General features: G+C 69.5%; 14 protein-coding genes. 5 read left to right on the top strand and 9 right to left on the bottom strand.

Features of this window, described 5'->3' with window-relative positions; genetic code table 11:
• Nucleotides 1-33: 33 nt before the first annotated feature.
• The gene (gene cimA, locus AP234_RS10875; protein ID WP_055479477.1) at nucleotides 34-1,635 is read right to left on the bottom strand and encodes a citramalate synthase; all 1,602 of its coding nucleotides are present in this window, start codon (nucleotides 1,633-1,635) and stop codon (nucleotides 34-36) included.
• Nucleotides 1,636-1,905: 270 nt separating this feature from the next.
• Here cimA and AP234_RS10870 point away from each other — a divergent pair, with 270 nt between their 5' ends.
• Nucleotides 1,906-2,559 (top strand): O-methyltransferase, encoded by a 654-nt coding sequence (locus tag AP234_RS10870; protein ID WP_055479476.1) that lies wholly within the window; start codon nucleotides 1,906-1,908, stop codon nucleotides 2,557-2,559.
• A 164-nt stretch (nucleotides 2,560-2,723) separates the two neighbouring features.
• Here the strand turns inward: AP234_RS10870 and AP234_RS10865 are convergent, their stop codons facing one another.
• From AP234_RS10865 to serA, 3 genes are all read right to left on the bottom strand, one after another.
• Entirely contained in the window at nucleotides 2,724-3,815 is a 1,092-nt protein-coding gene (locus AP234_RS10865) for a branched-chain amino acid aminotransferase (RefSeq protein ID WP_055479475.1), read from the bottom strand.
• 158 nt (nucleotides 3,816-3,973) lie between these two features.
• Complete coding sequence (locus tag AP234_RS10860; protein ID WP_055479474.1) at nucleotides 3,974-5,020, bottom strand: 3-isopropylmalate dehydrogenase; 1,047 nt, start codon at nucleotides 5,018-5,020, stop codon at nucleotides 3,974-3,976.
• A 604-nt stretch (nucleotides 5,021-5,624) separates the two neighbouring features.
• Entirely contained in the window at nucleotides 5,625-7,214 is a 1,590-nt protein-coding gene (gene serA, locus AP234_RS10855; protein WP_055479473.1) for a phosphoglycerate dehydrogenase, read from the bottom strand.
• A 289-nt stretch (nucleotides 7,215-7,503) separates the two neighbouring features.
• Between serA and AP234_RS37155 the strand changes: the two genes are divergently transcribed.
• From AP234_RS37155 to AP234_RS10835, 4 genes are all read left to right on the top strand, one after another.
• The gene (locus AP234_RS37155) at nucleotides 7,504-8,448 is read left to right on the top strand and encodes a hypothetical protein (protein ID WP_055479472.1); all 945 of its coding nucleotides are present in this window, start codon (nucleotides 7,504-7,506) and stop codon (nucleotides 8,446-8,448) included.
• A 238-nt stretch (nucleotides 8,449-8,686) separates the two neighbouring features.
• Nucleotides 8,687-10,099, top strand: a complete 1,413-nt coding sequence (locus AP234_RS10845; RefSeq protein ID WP_235558105.1) for an MFS transporter — start codon at nucleotides 8,687-8,689, stop codon at nucleotides 10,097-10,099.
• A gap of 274 nt (nucleotides 10,100-10,373) precedes the next feature.
• Nucleotides 10,374-11,234: a CAP domain-containing protein gene (locus AP234_RS10840; protein ID WP_235558104.1), complete on the top strand. Its 861-nt coding sequence runs from the start codon at nucleotides 10,374-10,376 to the stop codon at nucleotides 11,232-11,234.
• Nucleotides 11,235-11,655: 421 nt separating this feature from the next.
• Nucleotides 11,656-12,189 (top strand): FHA domain-containing protein, encoded by a 534-nt coding sequence (locus AP234_RS10835; protein ID WP_055479469.1) that lies wholly within the window; start codon nucleotides 11,656-11,658, stop codon nucleotides 12,187-12,189.
• Nucleotides 12,190-12,356: 167 nt separating this feature from the next.
• Here AP234_RS10835 and ilvC read toward each other — a convergent pair whose 3' ends face one another.
• From ilvC to AP234_RS10810, 5 genes are all read right to left on the bottom strand, one after another.
• Entirely contained in the window at nucleotides 12,357-13,352 is a 996-nt protein-coding gene (ilvC, locus tag AP234_RS10830; protein ID WP_055479699.1) for a ketol-acid reductoisomerase, read from the bottom strand.
• 105 nt (nucleotides 13,353-13,457) lie between these two features.
• A complete protein-coding gene (gene ilvN / locus AP234_RS10825) occupies nucleotides 13,458-13,982 on the bottom strand; it encodes an acetolactate synthase small subunit (RefSeq protein ID WP_055479468.1) in 525 nt (174 codons plus the stop codon).
• A 46-nt stretch (nucleotides 13,983-14,028) separates the two neighbouring features.
• Nucleotides 14,029-15,822, bottom strand: coding sequence for an acetolactate synthase large subunit (locus tag AP234_RS10820; protein WP_268778042.1), 1,794 nt, complete (start codon nucleotides 15,820-15,822; stop codon nucleotides 14,029-14,031).
• A 202-nt stretch (nucleotides 15,823-16,024) separates the two neighbouring features.
• On the bottom strand, nucleotides 16,025-18,856 hold the full coding sequence (locus tag AP234_RS10815; RefSeq protein WP_235558103.1) for a putative bifunctional diguanylate cyclase/phosphodiesterase: 2,832 nt from the start codon (nucleotides 18,854-18,856) through the stop codon (nucleotides 16,025-16,027).
• A 255-nt stretch (nucleotides 18,857-19,111) separates the two neighbouring features.
• Nucleotides 19,112-20,038, bottom strand: coding sequence for a 2-hydroxyacid dehydrogenase (locus tag AP234_RS10810; RefSeq protein WP_055479466.1), 927 nt, complete (start codon nucleotides 20,036-20,038; stop codon nucleotides 19,112-19,114).
• Between the last annotated feature and the right edge of the window lie 9 nt (nucleotides 20,039-20,047).

Genomic DNA, 20,047 nt, shown 5'->3' with positions numbered 1-20,047 from the left:
GGTCAGGCCGCGTGCTCCGCACCGGCATCGTGGTCAGGCCTCATGCCCCGCACGGAGGAGTCCGTACGTCACGGCCTGCTCGAGGGCCTGCCAGGACGCCTCGATGATGTTCTCGTCGACGCCGACCGTGGCCCAGTCGCCGGTCGAGTCGCTGGAGGTGATCAGAACGCGGGTGATCGCGCCGGTGCCCTGCGTGCCCTCCAGGATGCGGACCTTGAAGTCGATGAGCTGGACGGCGGCGAGCTCGGGATAGAGCTTCTCCAGGGCCAGCCGTACGGCCTTGTCCAGGGCGTTGACCGGTCCGTTGCCCTCCCCGGTCGCGACGATCCGCTCGCCCTTGGCCTGCAGCTTCACCGTGGCCTCGCTCGCGACCTCGAACGTCGTGGAACCGGTGGCCGGGTCGAGGACGGGGCGGCGCTCCACGATGACCCGCCAGGACTCGACGGTGAAGTATCGCCTGCGCTCGCCGGCGACGGTGTCGCGCAGCAGAAGCTCGAAGGAGGCGTCGGCCGCCTCGAAGGTGTGCCCGCGCGACTCCAGGTCCTTGACCCGCTCGACCAGTTCGCGGGACTGCTCGCCGGTGAGGCGGTAGCCCAGCTCGCGGCCCTTGAGCTCCACCGAGGCCCGTCCGGCCATGTCCGAGACCAGCATCCGCATGTCGTTGCCGACCAGGCCGGGATCGATGTGCTGGTAGAGGTTGGGGTCCACCTTGATCGCCGAGGCGTGCAGCCCGGCCTTGTGCGCGAAGGCGGAGGCGCCCACATAGGGCTGGTGCGAGTTGGGCGTGACGTTGGTGACCTCGGTGATCGCATGCGCGATGCGCGTCATGTCGGCCAGGGACTGCGGCGGCACGAGGTCGAATCCTCGCTTGAGCTGGAGGTTGGCCACGACCGTGAAGAGGTTGGCGTTGCCCGAGCGCTCGCCGTACCCGTTCGCGCATCCCTGCACATGGGTGGCGCCCGCCTTGACCGCGGCCAGCGTGTTGGCCACGGCGCAGCCGGTGTCGTCGTGGCAGTGGATGCCGATCCTCGCACCGGTGCCGACCGCCTCGTGGACGACCTCGGCGAGCTCGTCGGGGAGCATGCCGCCGTTGGTGTCGCACAGCGCGACCACGTCGGCGCCGGCCTCGGCCGCCGCGCGCAGCACCTCGAGGGCGTAGGCGGGGTTGGAGCGGTATCCGTCGAAGAAGTGCTCGGCGTCCAGGAAGACGCGCCGGCCCTCCGCACGAAGGTGGGAGACCGTGTCGCGGATCATCGCGAGGTTCTCCTCCAGCGTCGTGCGGAGGGCCAGCTCCACATGCCGGTCGTGGCTCTTGGCGACGAGCGTCACGACCGGCGCTCCGGATTCGCGCAGGGCGGCCACCAGCGGATCGTCGGCGGCCTTCACACCGGCCCGGCGGGTCGCGCCGAACGCGGCGAGCTGCGCGTGCTTCAGGTCGAGCTCGGTCTGAGCCCGCCGGAAGAATTCGGTGTCCTTGGGATTGGCGCCCGGCCAGCCGCCCTCGATGAAGCCGACGCCCAGGCCGTCCAGGTGACGAGCGATCGCCATCTTGTCGGCGACCGAGAGGTTCAGCCCCTCCTGCTGGGCCCCATCACGGAGCGTCGTGTCGTACACGTGGAAGCCGTCGTCGGTCATCTCTTCGTCTCCTTCGCGGGTCCGGTCGTCGCCGCGCGCTCATCGGCCCAAACAAAAAGACCCCTCACGGACGTGAGAGGTCTGCGCGCCGGCGTTGTCCCTTGTCTAGCCGGCGCGCCTGCCGATAATGAGCAGACCGTAGAACATGATGCCCAGCAGTCTGCCACATGCTCCCAGCCACTGGCACATTGATCTCAGACTACGAGACGGCGACGAGTGCCACGACCACGCTCCGTCCGCTCGGGGACCACCGCGATTAGGGTGATGACTATGAAGGTTGCCGAGTTCATCGATCCCGCAGTGGCCGAGTACACCATCGCGCACTCCACCCCGCCAGACGACCTGCTCCGTGCCCTCACCGAGGAGACGCTCCGGCTCGTCGGCGACCGCATCTCCATGCAGATCTCCGCAGAACAGGGCACGTTGCTCACCATGCTCGTCGGCCTCTCCGGGGCTCGCCGGGCCGTCGAGGTCGGCACCTTCACCGGCTACTCCTCGATCTGCATCGCCAGGGGCATGCCGGCGGACGGTCGGCTGATCGCCTGCGACGTCAGCGAGGAGTGGACCTCCGTGGCCCGCCGCTACTGGGACAAGGCGGGTGTCTCGGACAAGATCGAGCTCCGCCTCGGGCCGGCGGCCGACACCCTGCGGGACATGCCCCGCGAAGAGTGGATCGACTTCGCGTTCATCGACGCCGACAAGGCCGGCTACCCGGTCTACTACGAGGAACTTCTCGTACGGCTCAGGCCCGGCGGGCTGATCGCCGTGGACAACACGCTGCAGCATGGCCGCGTCGTCGACCCCTCCGCCGGGGGCGTCGTGCCCGTCATGCGGGAGTTCAACGACCTGGTCGCCGGTGATTCGCGGGTGACCTCCGTCCTACTCCCCTTCGCCGACGGCCTGACCCTGATCCGTAAGAACTGATACACCAGGTCGAAGTGACCCTGGGCAAGCCGCTGGAACCGCCCGAGCCGTGGGATCCGACGATCGACACCGGCAAGCTGGTCGAGGCGTGAGCCGTATGAGGCGACGGGACGGGGGCCCGGCCGGACGGTTTCGGACCGGACCGGGCCCGTGCTCTCGGCGACTCAGCAGATCTTGTGGATCCAGTCGCGGGTGTCGGGGCGGGTGCCGTACTGGATGCCGACGAGCTCGTCGCGGATCTTCATGGTGACCGGGCCCGGGGTGCCGTCGCCCACGGTCCAGGCGCGGTCGGCGCCCTTGACGGAGCCCACGGGGGTCACCACGGCGGCGGTGCCGCAGGCGAAGACCTCCCTGAGCTCGCCCGACTCGCAGGCCGACTGCCAGTCCTCGATCGAGATCCTGCCCTCCTCGGGCCGGAGGCCGAGCTCCGTGGCGATGCTGAGGATCGAGTCGCGGGTGATGCCCGGCAGCAGGGTGCCGGTCAGCGCGGGGGTGACCAGGCGATCGCCGAAGACGAAGAAGAGGTTCATCCCGCCCATCTCCTCGACCCAGCGGTGCTCGAAGGCGTCGAGCCAGACGACCTGGTCGCAGCCCTCCTGTACGGCCTGGCGCTGGGCGACGAAGGCCGCGGCGTAGTTGCCGCCGCACTTGGCGAAGCCGGTCCCGCCGGGAGCGGCCCGGGTGAACTCCGTGGACAGCCAGACCGAGACGGGCTTGACACCGCCGGAGAAGTACGACGCGGCGGGTGACGCGATCACCATGTACTTGTAGGAGTTCGACGGGTGGTTCACACCGAGTGCCGCCTGCGTAGCGATCATGAAAGGCCGCAGGTAGAGGCTGTGGCCTTCGGTGGTGGGCACCCACTCGCGGTCGGTCTGGACGAGCAGTTCCAGCGACTGGACGAACACGTCCTCGGGCAGCTCGGGCATGGCCATCCGGGTCGCCGACCTGTTGAAGCGCGCGGCGTTGGCGTACGGCCGGAAGGTGACGATCGACCCGCCCGCCTGCCGGTACGCCTTGAGCCCCTCGAACAGCTCCTGTGCGTAGTGGAAGACCGACGTGGCGGGGTCGAGGAGCAGCGGGCCGTACGGCTGGAGCCTGGCGTCGTGCCAGCCGCGTCCCTCCGTCCAGTCGATGGAGATCATGTGGTCGGTGAAGGACTGCCCGAAGCCGGGATTCGCCAATACCTCCGCGCGCTCCCCCGCGCTGCGGGCTCGCGGATTGAGCTGCACATCGAAGCTGAGCTGAGTGGTCATGGCGAAGATCCTTTTCTCGACGTCGTCGTCACGTTCATTGTGCGGCGGCGACCTTCCAACGGAAAACTACGGCATTGGGCGGGTACAAAAAAGCGCATGGCGACCCCAACGGGCCGCCATGCGCGTCGATCGGCGCCTTGATCAGATAGCGGCCCGGATCAGCCCGCTACTCGTCCGGCGATGTCGTCGCCGATCTCACGAGTCGACCTGGCGGTCCAGGCTCCCTGCCGTTCGAGCAGGTCGTCCGCGACGGCCTGCTCGACCCGGGTCGCGGCCTCGGCGAGCCCGATGTGGTCGAGGAGCATGGCGATGGACAGGATGGTGGCGGTGGGGTCGGCCTTGCCCTGGCCCGCGATGTCGGGGGCGCTGCCGTGCACGGGCTCGAACATCGACGGTGCCGTACGGGCCGGATTGACGTTACCACTGGCGGCGAGGCCGATGCCCCCGGCGATGGCCGCGCCGATGTCGGTGAGGATGTCACCGAAGAGGTTGTCGGTGACGATCACGTCGAAACGCTGCGGTTGGGTGATGAAGAACATCGAGGCCGCGTCCACGTGGCAGTAGTCGGTCTCCACTTCGGGGAACTCCCGGCCCACCCGGTCGACCGTACGGGCCCAGAGGTCACCGGCGAAGGTGAGCACGTTGGTCTTGTGGACCAGGGTGAGCTTGCGGCGGGGCCTGGACCGCGCCTTCTCGAACGCGTAACGCACGACTCGCTCGACGCCGAAGGCGGTGTTCAGGGACTCCTGGGTGGCGATCTCCTGCTCCGTGCCGCGGCGCATCACGCCTCCGGCGCCGGCGTACGGACCCTCGGTGCCCTCGCGGACGACGACCATGTCGATGTCCTCGGGACGGGCCTCGCCGAGCGGGGTCGTCACCCCGGGGAACAGCTTGACCGGACGGAGGTTCACGTAGTGGTCCAGTTCGAAGCGGAGCCTGAGCAGCAGCTCGCGCTCCAGGACACCCGGCGGGACGCTGGGATCGCCGACGGCACCGAGCAGAATCGCGTCATAGCCGCGCAGCTCCTCGAGCACCGCGTCGGAGAGGGTCTCCCCGGTCGCGTGATAGCGCTTCGCCCCGAGATCATATTCGGTCGTCTCGGCCTTGACACCGATGGCGTGGAGGACCTTGAGGCCCTCAGCGACGACCTCGGCGCCGATCCCGTCACCGGGGATGACTGCCAGACGGATGTTGCTCGACTCCATGGGAGTACCTTACCGGGGGTCTCGGAGATCGAACACCGATCTCACCATCCGGACATAATGCCCGATCGCGGACGCGATCTCCCCGGGCCACGGCCGCTACCGCCGTGACCTCCGGGCGCTCCGTGCTTCAGCGCGCCGGCAGGCCGCCGTTGTCCCGGCGGTCGAGCGCGGTCTGCAGCGCGGTGGTGGCCTCGTCTTCGGTGTCCTCAGGACTGTTCCAGGGATACATCTCGTACATGACGGATCTCATTCGCGAAGAAGGACTGGAAAAGAAAGAACAGATCCGGTCGCGGATCCCGGATTGCCGGCTCCGACTCTGCGCGGGTCACGCGCTCTCGGTCTGAGGAACCGACGGCCGGCGGCGCACAACGCCGCACACCGCGGCGGGCCGGCCCACCCTGATCAGGCCCCGCCGCGGCAGGTAATGAGTACGAGTACCTGGCGCGTCATACCGCTTCAGGTTACCGCAGAATCTTGTAGGACGACCTAGTATCTCATTATTCGAGACAAAAAGAGGCCCGTACGGCGGGGACACCGCCGTACGGGCCGAGACGACGAGGGCGAACCGGATCCGCCGGTCCGCGTATCCCCCCTCGGGGGCCGCTCAGTCCTCCAGGTCGACCGTGCGGCCGCTGTCGGCGCCGATCTCACCGGCGATCTGCTCGACGACGTCGGACGGGATCGCCGAGTCGACGGTGAGCGCGATCAGCGCCCGGCCGCCCTTGACGTCACGCGACACCTGCATGGAGGCGATGTTGATCCCGTGCTCGCCGAGCAGGCGCCCGACGACGCCGACGATGCCGGGCCGGTCGGCGTACGTGAAGAAGGCCAGGTGATCGGTCGGCTCGATCTCCATGGCGAAGCCGTTCACCTCGACGATCTTCGTGATCTGCCGGGGGCCGGACAGCGTGCCGGAGACCGAGACCGTACGGCCGTCGGCCAGCACCCCGCGCACGGTGACGACGTTGCGCCAGTCGGGGCTCTCGGAGCTGGTGACCAGTTCGACCACGGTGCCGCGGTCCTGGGCGAGCAGCGGGGCGTTGACGTAGGTCACCGCGTCCTCGACCACATCGGTGAAGACGCCCTTGAGCGCGGCGAGCTCCAGCACCCGCACGTCCTGGGAGGCGATCTCACCGCGGATCTCGACGTCGAGGCGGGTGGCCACCTCGCCGGCGAGCGCGGTGAAGATGCGGCCGAGCTTCTCGGTGAGCGGCAGGCCCGGCTTGACGTCCTCGGCGACCGCGCCGCCCTGGACGTTCACCGCGTCCGGCACGAACTCGCCGGCCAGCGCGAGCTTGACGCTGCGGGCGACCTGGGTGCCGGCCTTCTCCTGCGCCTCGTGGGTGGAGGCGCCGAGGTGCGGCGTGACCACGACCTGGTCGAACTCGAACAGGGGGCTGTCGGTGCACGGCTCCTTGGCGAACACGTCGATCGCGGCCCCGCCCACACGGCCCTCCTTGAGGGCGGAGTAGAGCGCGTTCTCGTCGATGATGCCGCCGCGGGCGACGTTGATCAGACGGACGGTCGGCTTGACCATGTGCAACTCACGGTCGCCGATCAGGCCGATCGTCTCCTTCGACTTGGGCAGGTGGACCGTGATGAAGTCCGCCTGCGCCAGGACCTCCTCCAGCGACAGCAGCCGTACGCCCATCTGGGCGGCCCGGGCCGGCTGAAGATAGGGGTCGTAGGCGACGATCTCGACGCCGAACGGCTGCAGGCGCTGGGCCACGAGCTGGCCGATCTTGCCGAGGCCCAGGATGCCGACGACCTTGCCGTCGAGCTCGATGCCGGTGTACTTGGACCGCTTCCACTCGCCGTTCTTGAGCGCGGTGTGCGCCTGGGCCACGTTGCGCGCCCCGGCGAGGATCAGCGCGACGGTGTGCTCGGCCGCACTGGTGATGTTGGAGGTCGGCGCGTTGACGACCATGACACCGGCCTTGGTGGCCGCCTCGACGTCGACGTTGTCGAGGCCGACGCCCGCGCGGGCGACGACACGAAGCCTGGGCGCGTTCGCGATGGCCTCGGCGTCCACCTGGGTGGCGCTGCGGACGATCAGGGCGTCCACTTCGGCGAGAGCAGGCAGGAGCTGCGAGCGGTCCGCTCCGTCGGTGTGACGGACCTCGAAGTCCGCGCCGAGCACGGCGAGACCCGCGTCGGAAAGCTCCTCTGCGACAAGAACGACGGGCTTGTTCACTGGTGAGTCCTTCGAAAAGTTCGAGAAGTGCGACAGCACGGACAGTCGTCGAGTCTATCCGGGCTTGTGAAAGCTCTCACGAGCGATCCGACATCCGAGACGGCCACCGGGTGTCCCGGATCTGTTGAGGCTCTTGAGACTCGTGTGGAAGCGGAGCGTGATGACCCCATGGCACTCCGCGATTATTTGGATCGGTCCAATACGCCCGGGCAGCCATCTCAGGTATTGATAGCACCCAATCTTCGCGATTAGCCTGATTCGCTATGGTTCACCCCCTATTGTTCGGCCTATGAGCATCGGGAACCCCTCTCTGGGTGACGTTCTCGCGCGGCACGGCAGCGCTCAGCAGTTGCTGTCCGCCCTAGCCGAGCGGGGCATCCTGGTGGCCGTCCGCCCCGACCGCTCCGTGGTGCTCGGCACAACGCAGAACGGTGATCGCGTCCTGCTCGGCTACACGACGCCGGCGACCTACGCCCGGCACCGTGGCAGCCATACGCTGTCGGCCTGCGACGCCGACACCATCCTCGACATCCAGCAGGTCACCGGCGTCCGAGACATCGTCATCGACGCCGCAGGGCCGGCGGCCGCCGCCGTACCCATCGACGACCTGCGCCGCTACCTCCGGTCAAGCCGGACCGGCCCCACTCCGGCGGTCTCGGCGATGCGCTCGGCCGCCGCCCCGACGGCGTACGCCACCGGGGCCATGGCCACGGTGACCCGCTCGCAGGTGACACACGCCGCTCCCCCGGCGGCCTCCGCCGGTCCACCGCTCCCCCCTCCGCTCGCCGCCCCGACGGCGTCGGCCCCTGCCCGGGAGCGGGCTCCGGCCGCTTCCGGTTCCATCCCGCCCGCCTGGGTCCCGGCGCCCCGCCAGCACCTGTCCGGTGCCATGCAGGTCGTCGACCCCGGCTATCGCAGGACGAACCATCCGATCCTGCCCGCCCTTCGGGTAGCGGTCTCCGAGTTGCTCCGCGACTACCCGCACGTGCACCACGTATGGATCTCCGAGGCCCGGACGGTCTCCGGATCATGGGGGCTGATGCTGCTCGTCAGGGTGAACACGGAGACCGGCGAGGAGATCGTGAGGGACGTGCACCGCCGGGTCCGCGCCCGGCTGCCGCAGCTGGCGGCCAGCGGGGCTCCGGTGCTCATGGCGCGGGTCACCGACGCGCACACGGAACGCCGGATGATCGAGATCGGCGCCCACGTCGTCTGCCCGGACGTCAGAGGCTGACCTTCCGGGGAGGGCCCGGGGGTTCCGCCCCCGCCCTCCCCTCCCGGTCTTCACGGCGACTCGTACCGTTCGATGGGGTCCGCGGCGTGCTCGGTGTGTTCTGTGCGTTTGCACGGGAGGCGCGTGGCATGTACGCGCTTGAACGGTCGGACCGAAATGTCGGAGCGAAGATCTTCCTGTCGAATGCCCGCTGGGCTTGAATATCGGCATGGTCTCCTCGGCCGCGACGCCACCCCCCGTGACCGTCTCACGCGGCGTGCGCCTCGGATATGCCGTCGGCTCGTTCTGCACGGCCAACTTCTCGACCATCCCCGGCCTCCTGCTGCTCTACTACATGACGAACGTGCTGGCGGTGCCCGCCGTGCTCGCCGGCGTCGTGCTGTTCCTGCCGAAGGCGTGGGATCTGCTCGTCAACCCCCTGGTCGGCCAGTGGTCCGACCGCACCTCCTCGCGCTGGGGACCGCGCCGGCCATGGCTGCTGGCCGGGGCCGCCGTGCTCCCGGCGTCCTTCGCCGCGATGTTCAGCGGGCCGCCGCTCACCGGCGTCCCCGCCGCCGTCTTCGTGGGCGTCGCGTTCCTGTTCGCGTCGACCGGATACGCCCTCTACGAGGTTCCGTACAAGGCGATGCCTGCCGAGATGAGCGCCGACTATCACGAGCGGACCTCGCTGCTGCAGTGGCGGATGATCTTCGTCGCGGCGTCGGTCGCGCTCAGCGGGGTCGTCGCGCCGATGCTCGCCGGCCATTCCGCCGACGGCTACCGCCTGATGGGCGTCACGTTCGCGGCGATCCTGCTCGCCGCCATGATCGGGTCGTTCGTCGGCACGGCTCGCGCCCCCTTCATCGGGCGGCAGCGGTCGGAGCGGACCCTGCGGTCGCAGCTCGCCGCCGCCAGGGCGAGCAGGCCGTTCCTGTGGCTGCTCGGCCTCAGCTCGGCCCAGAACCTCGCGGCGGGGGTCATGCTCGCCGGAGCCCCCTACTTCGCCGCCTACGTCCTGCACGACACCGCCGCCACGAGCACGCTCTTCGCCGCACTCGTCGGGCCGATGCTGGTCACGATGCCGCTGTGGGTGCGGCTGGCCCGCAGGCTCGACAAGCGGGGCGCGATGGTCCTGGCCGGATCGCTGTTCATGATCGGCGCCGCGCTGCTCGGCGCCTCCCCGGTGCTCGGGTCGCTCTACGCGCATCTCGCCGTCGTGTCGGTCGGATTCGGCTACGCGGGCCTCCAACTGCTGCAGTTCTCCATGCTCGCCGACGTGATCGCCTACGACAGCGAGGTCAGCTGCGAGCGCCGCGGAGGCGTCTTCACCGGACTGTGGACGGCGATCGAGAACGCGGTGTCCGCCCTGGGCGCCACCGTCTACGGCGCCGTGCTCGCCGTCGGCGGCTTCATCTCCTCCGATCCGGAGACTCCGGTGACGCAGCCGGGCAGCGCGCACACGGCGGTCCTCATCGGCGTGACCCTCGTGCCCGCCCTGATGTCGCTGGCCGCCGTACTGATGACGCTGAGGTACGACCTCACCGCCGAACGTATCGCCACGGACCGTATCGCCACGGACCGTATCGCCGCAGACCGGCGCACCACCGACCGGCTGGCCGCTCCGGCATGCGATGACACGGCGGGCGACGCCGCCGGGGGCACCCCCGCCTGATCATCTCCTGACCTCGGAACCGTTACCAGGGGTGCCGGAGTGGTGGCTGAGCGAGTTTGGAACGTTGGTATTTTCCTGACTTCTGTGAATTTTTCGGACATGAGGGGTTGTGGCCACCATATGCGGTTCTCAACCAGCCCCTTCGGGCCGTGTCTCCCTCGCCCCCGTGAGGGGGCGGCCCAGGGGGTGTCACGCGGATCTCGCCTTGAGCAGCACCCGCGACGGTGGCGAGATCCCGTGGCCGGACCTATCCCCTCACCTGGAGGACAAGATCGTGAACAGAGCGCTCGGAGCGGCCCTGTGCCTCGGGAGCCTCACGGTGGTCGGCCTGCCCGCCGGCACGGCCCAGGCGACGACCGACAACCTGGGCTGCCGGGTCGCCGCCGCCAAGCCGTACGTCACGGAAGGCGGGAAGATCCGCGCGAACGGTTACCGGATCGGGTGCAGCGGCCCCGCGAAGCTGCGGGTCCGCATCTGGAAGGCCGTGCCGGGCCCGGACCGCGTGGTGAAGAGCGGAGCCAGGGCCGTCGAGAGCGGGCGCCTCGCGCTGGCCGTGCGCTGCGCGAACGGCGTGTTCTACACGACCGTCACCGACTATCGCGGCCACACGTCGCGGTCCAAGGCCACCCGGGTGAAGTGCGGCTCGAGGCCGACCGGCGGAAACGGCGGGCCCTCGACAGGGGGCTCCTCCACTGGAGGCTCCTCCACCGGCGGCTCGACGGGCGGCGGTTCGACGACGGGGTCGGGCACCGTCGGCACCGAGTTGGAGAACGAGGTCGTACGCCTCACCAACGCCGAGCGGGCCAAGGTCGGCTGCGCCCCGCTCAAGCACGACGCCAAGCTGCATGCGGCGGCCTACGCCCACACGGCCGACATGTCCGCCAAGAACTACTTCAGCCACACCTCGAAGGACGGGCGTTCCTTCGCCGACCGCATCAAGGCGGCCGGATACTCCTACCGCGCGATCGCCGAGAACATCGCCAAGGGCTACCAGACCGCCGAAGCCGTGGTGCAGGGGTGGATGAACAGCCCCGGCCACCGCGCCAACATGCTCAACTGCGACTACACCGACATCGGCGTGGGCTACGTCAAGGCCGGCGGCCCGTACTGGACCCAGGACTTCGGCAGGCAGTGACCCCCACCACCACCCCGGCGTGATCTTGCGAATTCTCGCGGCATCCGACCCTGACCTGCACAGATCAACCTCGTGATCTTGCAGTTCTTCGCAGGCAAATCCTCTGAGGTGCGCTTATATGCCGGCTGATCTTGCGGTCGGCGTGAAGTGCAAGATCACCGAAATCGTTTTGGCCGGTCAGCGGGGAATCCTGCGAGAAACTGCAAGATCACGAACGCGAAGTGGCTGTTCTCGGGCCTAAATGCGAGTTTTCGCAAGATCACGCCGGGGTGGTGGTGGTGATGGTGGTTCAGGGTTGTGGCCTGACGGCTTCCGCAAGATCGCGGTACCGTGGGTGAGGCGGAAGCCGTGGGCTACTGGAATGAGGTGGAATGCAAGGGTCTGCTGGACACTCCGCCCGGCTGCGTCGGATACTCCAATCATGAGCTCTCCCCCGGTTCGCGCCTCGGACGGGGACCGTGACCGCGCGCTCGACGAGCTCCGCAACCGCGCCGCCGAGGGCCGGCTGTCCATGGACACCTTCATCGGCCGGGTCGACATGGTGCTGCGCGCGCAGAGCCGCGGCGAGATCGACGAACTGGTCGCGGATCTCCCGCAGCGCGGGCGCTGGCGCAGGCGGATCACGGAGGCCGTGGCCGCGGTGTCGGACCTCAGCAATCGGATCGAGTCCGCCTGGCGACGTCCTCGCCTCCCGAGGTTGGCACTGCCCGCCGACGACCGTCTCCGGTATGTGGTGGGCCGTGGCCCGACCTGTGACCTGGTGCTGACGGATCTCACGGTCTCCCGGGTGCACGCCGAGCTGCGCCGCGAGGAAGGTTCGTGGCTGCTGGTCGATCTCGGCTCGATGAACGGCACCCGGCTGAACGGCTGGCGGCTGGTCGGGCCGGCCCGGGTGCGGGCGGGCGACGAGATCGCCTTCGGCGACTGCGCGTTCCTCGTGTCCGTCCCCGCCTGAGCACACCCCAACACTCACTGAGCACCCGTCGACGCCGTCGGTGCGACGGCCGTACGAAACGACGTCGGAGCCGTACGGAACGACGTCAGAGCGGCGCCGCCGAAGGGGCGACGCCGCTCTCACACGTCAACCGACCCGATCAGGCCGCTCCGATCAGGACTGCGCTATCAGGAGGACTGGGCGCCCTTGAGCCAGCTCATCATCGGGCGGAGCTTGGCGCCCGTCTGCTCGATCGAGTGCCCGGCCAGCTCCTCGCGGTAGCGCTTGAAGTTGGTCTGGCCGGAGTCGAACTCCTCGACCAGCTCACGGGCGAAGCGGCCGTCCCGGATCTCGTCCAGGATGCGGCGCATCTCCTTCTTGGTCTCCGCGTTGACGACGCGCGGGCCGCGGGAGTAGCCGCCGTACTCCGCGGTGTCGGACACCGACCAGTACATCTTCGAGACCCCACCCTCGTACATGAGGTCCACGATCAGCTTCATCTCGTGGAGGCACTCGAAGTAGGCGACCTCGGGCTGGTAGCCCGCCTCGATCAGGGTCTCGAACCCGGCCTTGATCAGCTCGGAGACGCCGCCGCACAGCACGGCCTGCTCACCGAACAGGTCGGTCTCGGTCTCCTCGGTGAAGGTGGTCTTCAGCGCGCCGGCCCGGGTGCCGCCGATGCCCTTGGCGTACGAGAGAACGAGCGGCCACGCGTTGCCGGTGGCGTCGCGCTCCACGGCGACCAGGCACGGCACACCGCGGCCTGCGGCGTACTGTCGGCGGACGAGGTGGCCGGGACCCTTGGGCGCGACCATGGCCACGTCGACGCCCTCGGGCGCCTCGATGAGGCCGTAGCGGATGTTGAGGCCGTGGCCGAAGAACAGCGCGTCGCCCTCGACGAGGTTCGGCGCGACGTGCTCGGCGTAGAGGTGCCGCTGGATGTGGTCCGGCGCGAGGATCATCGTGAGATCGGCCTCTTCGACGGCCTCACCCGGCGTGAGCACACGCAGCCCGTCGGCCTCGGCCTTCTCCCGGCTCTTGGACCCCTCCGGCAGCCCGACCCGCACGTCCACGCCGGAGTCGCGCAGGCTCAGCGCGTGGGCGTGACCCTGGCTGCCGTATCCCAGAACGGCGACGTGCCGACCCTGGATCACCGACAGGTCGGCGTCGTCGTCGTAGAAGATCTCAGTCACATGCTTGCCTTTCCGAATCGATGGCCGCGACGTTGGCGGCCGCGACGTGCGCTTCTGTACACCGGGTGCGGCGCCGGCACGGCACCGCCGTACGGCTCACGCGCTGCGGTCGAGCGCCCGGAGCGAGCGATCGGTGATGGACCGGGCGCCGCGGCCGATGGCCACCATGCCCGACTGCACGAGCTCCTTGATGCCGTACGGCTCCAGGACCCGGACGAACGCCTTCAGTTTGTCACTTGTGCCGGTGACCTCGATGGTCACCGCGTCAGGGGCGACGTCGACGCACCGCGCCCGGAAGAGGTTGACCACCTCCAGGACGTGGGAGCGGGTCTCGTCGTCGGTCCTGACCTTGACCAGCATCAGCTCGCGCTGCACCGATTGGGCGCTGTCGAGCTCCACGATCTTGATGACGTTGACCAGCTTGTTGAGCTGCTTGGTGACCTGCTCGAGTGGCAGGGCCTCAACGTTGACGACGATCGTCATGCGGGAGATGTCGCCGTGCTCTGTGGGCCCGACGGCCAGCGAGTCGATGTTGAAACCGCGGCGGCTGAACAGCGCGGCGACCCGCGCGAGCACGCCCGGCTTGTTCTCGACCAGGACGGACAGCGTGTGAAGGCTCATGCCGCCCCTCCCCTCCCATCGGCGCAGGTCCGGTTGCCCCGCTCGCTCATTCTTCGCTCTCCCACTTCGGCGCCATGTCACGGGCGTACTTGATGTCGTCGTTGCTGGTCCCGGCTGCGACCATCGGCCAGACCATCGCGTCCCGGTGGACGACGAAGTCGACCACGACCGGCACATCGTTGATCTCCATCGCCTTGCGGATGGTGGCGTCGACGTCCTCGGGCCGCTCGCAGCGCAGGCCGACACAACCGTACGCCTCCGCGAGCTTCACGAAGTCGGGAATCCGCTTGACCTGCTGGAGGTCGGTGTTGGAGTACCGCTCGTCGTAGAACAGCGTCTGCCACTGCCTGACCATGCCGAGGCTACCGTTGTCGATGACCGCCACCTTGATCGGCACGCCCTCGATCGCGCAGGTCGCCAACTCCTGGTTGGTCATCTGGAAGCAGCCGTCGCCGTCGATGGCCCACACCGTCGAGTCCGGCCGGCCCATCTTCGCGCCCATCGCGGCCGGAACGGCGAAGCCCATCGTGCCGGCCCCGCCCGAGTTGATGAACGTGCCCGGGTGCTCGTAACCGATGAACTGGGCCGCCCACATCTGGTGCTGGCCGACGCCCGCGACATAGTACGCCTCGGGGCCGACGATGGCGCTCAGCCGCTCCATGACGTACTGCGGGGCGAGCGAGCCGTCGGCGAACTGCTCGTAGCCCAGCGGGTAGGTCTCCTTGTAGCCGTTGAGAATCCGCCACCACTCGGCGTAGTCGCCCTTGCGGCCCTCGGCCTGCTCGTTGCGCACGGCGGTGATCAGATCGCCGATGACCTCACGACAGTCGCCGACGATCGGCACGTCCGCGTGGCGGTTCTTGGAGATCTCCGCCGGGTCGATGTCGGCGTGGATGACCTTGGCGTGCGGCGCGAAGCTGACGAGCTGCCCGGTCACCCGGTCGTCGAACCTGGTGCCGAGCGCGATCAGGAGGTCCGACTGCTGGAGCGCGCCGACCGCCGAGACCGTGCCGTGCATGCCCGGCATGCCCATGTGCTGGGGATGGCTGTCGGGGAAGGTGCCGCGCGCCATGAGCGTGGTGACGACGGGGATGCCGGTGATCTCGGCGAGCTCGCGCAGTTCGGCCGAGGCGCCGGCCTTGTGCACGCCGCCGCCGACGTAGAGGACCGGTCGCCGGGCCTCCGTCATCAGCCTGGCCGCCTCACGGATCTGCTTGGAGTGGGGCCGGGTGACCGGACGGTAACCGGGCAGCTGCATGACCGGCGGCCAGGAGAAACCCGCCCTGGACTGGAGCGCGTCCTTGGAGATGTCCACCAGCACCGGGCCGGGGCGGCCGGTGGAGGCGATGTGGAAGGCCTCGGCGATGGTCCTGGGGATGTCCTCGGCCCTGGTGACCAGGAAGTTGTGCTTGGTGATCGGCATGGTGATGCCGGCGATGTCCGCCTCCTGGAAGGCGTCCGTCCCGATCAGCGGACTGGCCACCTGCCCGGTGATCGCCACGATCGGCACCGAGTCCATGTAGGCGTCGGCGATCGGGGTGACCAGGTTGGTGGCCCCGGGGCCGCTGGTCGCCATGCAGACGCCGACCCGTCCGGTCGCCTGCGCGTATCCCTCGGCCGCGTGGCCGGCGCCCTGCTCGTGCCGTACAAGGACGTGCCGGACCTTGGTGGAGTCGTAGAGGGGATCGTAGGCGGGGAGGATGGCGCCGCCCGGGATCCCGAACACCGTGTCGACCCCGACGTGTTCCAGCGCCCGGACGAGGGCCTGAGCACCTGTCATCTGTTCGGTCATCGGCTCGTTCCTTGTGGAGAGCTTGTGGCTGGTGGTGTCTGCTGGCACAAAAAACGCCCCATCCGCTGAGCGGAGCTGGGGCGCGCGCAGGACCGAGGGCTTCGTCAGGCTGCGCGCCTGCGAAGTACTACGAGGATCCCACCGCTATGCATGCCTACACGATGTCCGATCGACCCTCCCGGAGTCAAATCATGTGGAATCCCCGTCTCACGATCCGAGATCGGGCCGGCGAGCCCCGGCGGCGGGCGCCTCACCGGGTGTTCTGCAAGGTAGTGAGCTTGAGGGAGTCGATCCCACGGGCCGGGGTCGGGCGGCCGACCAGGTAGCCCTGGCCGCGCGTGCAGCCCATCTCACGCAGCAGCTCCAGCTGTTCGGGACGCTCGATGCCCTCCGCCACGACGATCAGCCCCAGGTCGTGGCCGAGCCGTACGATCGTCCGGGTCAGCAGCGTGAGGGTGTCGTCGCGGCCGAGTCCTGAGACGAACGACGGATCGATCTTGATCATGTCCACATGGACCTGCCGGAGGAACGCGAGCGAGGCGTAGCCGGTGCCGAAGTCGTCGATGGCGAGCCGTACGCCGAGGGCGCGCAGCCGCGACAGCTTGCCGATCGTGTCCTCGGCGTTCTCGACCAGCATCTCCTCGATCACCTCGAGGGTCAGCGCGTCGGCGGGCAGGCCGCTTTCCGCCAGCGCCTCCGACACCGTCTCGACGAACCGCGGAGCGGTGATCTGGCGGACCGACAGGTTGAGCGACAGGCCGATCTCCCAGCCCTGCGCCCGCCACGCGGCGACCTCGCGGCACGCCTCACGCAGGATCCACTCGCCCAGCGGCACGATGAGCCCGGTGTCCTCGGCCGGCCCGAGGAACTGCTCCGGCGGCACGAACGCGCTGCCCCGGCACCAGCGGACCAGCGCCTCGACCGCCGTGACCCGCGCGGTGGCCAGGTCCACGATGGGCTGGTACTCGATCGCGAACTGGTTCTCCACCAGCGCCCGCTGCAGATCGGAGGCGATCTCCAGGCGGCGTACGACGTCGGCGTGCATGTGGGTGGCGAAGACCTCGACCCGCCGCCCGCCGAGATCCTTGGCCCGCGACATCGCCACGTCGGCGTTGCGCAGCAGGTCTCCGGCGGTCAGCCCGTCCTCGGCGAACGCCACGCCCACGCTGGCGGTCAGCGCCATGTCCCGGTCGGCGACCCGGAACGGCTCCGACGACACCGCGCGGACGAGCCGTTCCGCCAGGTCGACCGCGGTCTGGGCGTCGCCGCCCGACGTGCCGACCTCCAGCAGCACGGCGAACTCGTCGCCGCCCCAGCGGGCCAGCGTGTCGTCGGATCGTACGGCCGAGCGCAGCCGCCGGGCGGCCTGGCCGAGCAGGTAGTCGCCGCTGGCGTGGCCGACGGAGTCGTTCACCGCGGTGAACCCGTCGAGGTCCAGAAAGATCACGGCGGCCCCGCCGGCGCCGCGATGGGTGAGGACCTCCCGGGCGCGCTCCTCGAAGTAGGCCCGGTTGGGCAGCCCGGTCACCCCGTCGTGGAAGGTGAGGTGGGTGACCTGGTTGCGCAGCGCCACCTGGTCGCTCATGTCCCGCACGGTGACCAGGATCAGGTCGTCGCCGCGTATGTGCGGGGTGGCGACCGACTCGCTCGGCCGCCAGGTGCCGTCGGCCGCCCTGACCCGGCAGGCCACGCGGCGGCTCGAGCGCGGCTCCCCGTCCTCGTCGCCGTCGGCGATGCGGCGCAGCAGCGCCTGCAGGTCCGGTACGTCCTCCGGATGGATGTAGTCGAAGATCGAGCGGCCGACCGGCTCGTCCGCGCGGTAGCCGTACATCGCCTCCACGTCCCGGCCGATCTCGTCGATGACGCCGTCGTGGTCGCAGACGAGCACGACGTCGCCCGTGTTCTCGGCGAGCCGGCGCAGTTGCCGCTCTCCCGCGTCCACCAGGTGGCGCATCCCGTCGGTCTCGACGAGGAGCACGAACAGCCGGCCGAGCAGCACGAGCACGGTGGAGCCGGCCGCCACGGCCAGCGTCCCGTCCCGGCCGGTCACGCCGTACATGGTGATCACGACCGTGGCGACGGCCACCAGGACGAGCGGGATCGCCGCGGTCAGCACGCGGGAGGGCACGGCGGCCAGGGCGGGCGGCGGCTTGCACGGCCGCTCCCGCTGCGTCCACGGGGCGGCGGCGAGGACGAGGAAGGCCGCGGGGGCGACGAGGCCGATCGCCAGCGGCGGAGCGTCCCCCTCCAGCCGGGCGAGCGCCGTGGCCAGCTCGGAGACGGTAACGGCCCCGAGCACGCCGACGCCGGTGAGTCCCACGACGCGGTTGCCCGATCGGGACGCGACGACCGCGGGGGCCACGGCACACGCGGCGAGAAGACAGACGACGGGAAGCGCCATGGTGAAGAGGAAGGCGCCGGCGTCCTGAGCCTTGCGGAAGGCCGGCCCGAGCAGGGTCAGCCAGCCGACCGCGAAGATCGACGCCGCGCTCAGGTAGGCGTCGGTGGCCTGTCTTATGACCCCCCTGCTGTACGCGGGGGGTTTCACGGACAGGCCGCATCCGATCGCCACGAGCAGCGACCCCACGAGCATCAGCAGGTCGGCGAAGGTGAGCACGAACGGGGTTCCGTCGGCCACCGGCCGCACGCCGACGCCGAGCAGCCAGGTGAGCGAACCGGCGGCGAGCCAGCGCCAGGCGGCGGGCTGCCGCCGGTGCTCCGGCGCGATCCGGGCCGCCGCCGTGATGAGCGAGCCCGCCGCGAGCAGACCTGTGAGGACCCCGGCGATGGCCACGGTCAGGGGGGACGCGCCCCCCAGGAGCAGGGCGGCGACGATGCCCGCAGCGCCGAGGCCGCCCGCGGCGGCCACCGCGGCCCAGGGATGACGCCCGCGGGTCGCCCGCTTCGCCTGTGTCGCCGCTGCTCCTGCCGGATCCGTCGCCGACGCGTCCGATCCGGCCGCGGACGCTTCTTCCGCGGCGGAATCTTCCGCGGCCGGCCGGGAGTCCGCCACGCCGTCCGCCGTACCGGTGGCGGGGGATGGAGCCGCGCCGGCGTCGTCTCCGGTCGGGTGCGATGTCACTGCCCCTCCCCTTCCTAGAGACCCGGCCGTTCCCAGAGACTCGGCCGTTCCTCGACTCGGCCGTCCTCGACTCGGCTTTACTCTCCCTGTCACAGGGTCAGTGTGCGCACAGCCGCCGACCGAGAGCGGGACAACCGCCGAGTCGTCACCGATCTGATAACCGGCCGTACACGATGGAGTTAACGCTACGCACCCGAGGTCACGGGGTAGCCACGTTCCGGAATCCTTTGAACCGGTGCCGCGTTCTGTGCCCGATCAGTACTCGCCGGTGATCATGTTAGCGAGTGGACGGCCGCTCAGATAACGGATGACCTGCTCCCTGACCAGTTTTCTGATGCGGCGCGCGGAGGCGGGGGTGCTGCCGGCGACATGCGGAGTGATGAAGACTCCGGGGGCGGTCCACAGCGGATGCTCCGGCGGCAGCGGCTCGGTGGGGGCCACGTCGAGGACGGCCCGCAGCCGTCCGCCGCTCACCTCGGGAAGCAGCGCGTCGACGTCGACGACGGAGCCGCGCGCCGCGTTCACCAGGACCGCGCCGTCCTTCATCTCGTCCAGGAAGTCGGCGTCCACCATGCCATAGGTGGCGGGGGTGGCGGGCACCAGCAGCACGACCACGTCGGCCTTCGGGAGCAGCTTCGGCAGCGCGTCCTGACCGTACACATTCTCGCTCTCCCGGGCGGCGCGCGCCACCCGGATGATGTCCACCTCGAACCCGGCCAGGCGCCGCTCCACCGCCTCGCCGATCGAGCCGTACCCGACGATCAGCACGGTCGAGTCGGCCAGCGCCGCCGTGTGGTGGTAGTCCCACTCGCGCCGCTGCTGCGCGAGGGCGAAGCCGGGGAACTCCCGGAGCATGGCGATCATCGCACCGACCACCCACTCCGCCGTCCCCGCGTCGTGTACGCCGCGGGCGTTGCAGAGCACCGCATGCTCGGGCAGATAGGGCCGGTACGCCTCGACGCCCGCGGTCACGGTCTGCAGGAGGCGCAGTCCGCGCATGCGGCCGAGCAGGGCCGGGATCCCGGGGATCCAGCCGAGCGGCGGCACCCAGATCTCGACGTCCTTCGGCTTACCGGGCAGGGCTCCGTTGCCGTCGTAGATCGAACAGTCCGGCTCAGGCAGGCCCTCCGGAAGATCGGTCAGCGCGTCCATGATGTCCTGCGTGGGGACCCAGATCTTCATGGCATAAAC

Origin of the sequence: Sphaerimonospora mesophila (assembly GCF_001417795.1) — a bacterium.
In the GTDB taxonomy this organism is placed as follows: Bacteria; Actinomycetota; Actinomycetes; order Streptosporangiales; family Streptosporangiaceae; genus Sphaerimonospora; species Sphaerimonospora mesophila.
Note: the sequence above shows the minus strand (reverse complement) of the source record. Positions and strands in the feature narration are given on the sequence as shown.

Excerpts from the sequence above, each read along its gene's own strand:
- cimA (WP_055479477.1), bottom strand. The coding sequence starts at position 1,635 with ATGACCGACGACGGCTTCCACGTGTACGACACGACGCTCCGTGATGGG.
- AP234_RS10870 (WP_055479476.1), top strand. The coding sequence starts at position 1,906 with ATGAAGGTTGCCGAGTTCATCGATCCCGCAGTGGCCGAGTACACCATC.
- AP234_RS10865 (WP_055479475.1), bottom strand. The coding sequence starts at position 3,815 with ATGACCACTCAGCTCAGCTTCGATGTGCAGCTCAATCCGCGAGCCCGC.
- AP234_RS10860 (WP_055479474.1), bottom strand. The coding sequence starts at position 5,020 with ATGGAGTCGAGCAACATCCGTCTGGCAGTCATCCCCGGTGACGGGATC.
- AP234_RS37155 (WP_055479472.1), top strand. The coding sequence starts at position 7,504 with ATGAGCATCGGGAACCCCTCTCTGGGTGACGTTCTCGCGCGGCACGGC.
- AP234_RS10835 (WP_055479469.1), top strand. The coding sequence starts at position 11,656 with ATGAGCTCTCCCCCGGTTCGCGCCTCGGACGGGGACCGTGACCGCGCG.
- ilvN (WP_055479468.1), bottom strand. The coding sequence starts at position 13,982 with ATGAGCCTTCACACGCTGTCCGTCCTGGTCGAGAACAAGCCGGGCGTG.
- AP234_RS10810 (WP_055479466.1), bottom strand. The coding sequence starts at position 20,038 with ATGAAGATCTGGGTCCCCACGCAGGACATCATGGACGCGCTGACCGAT.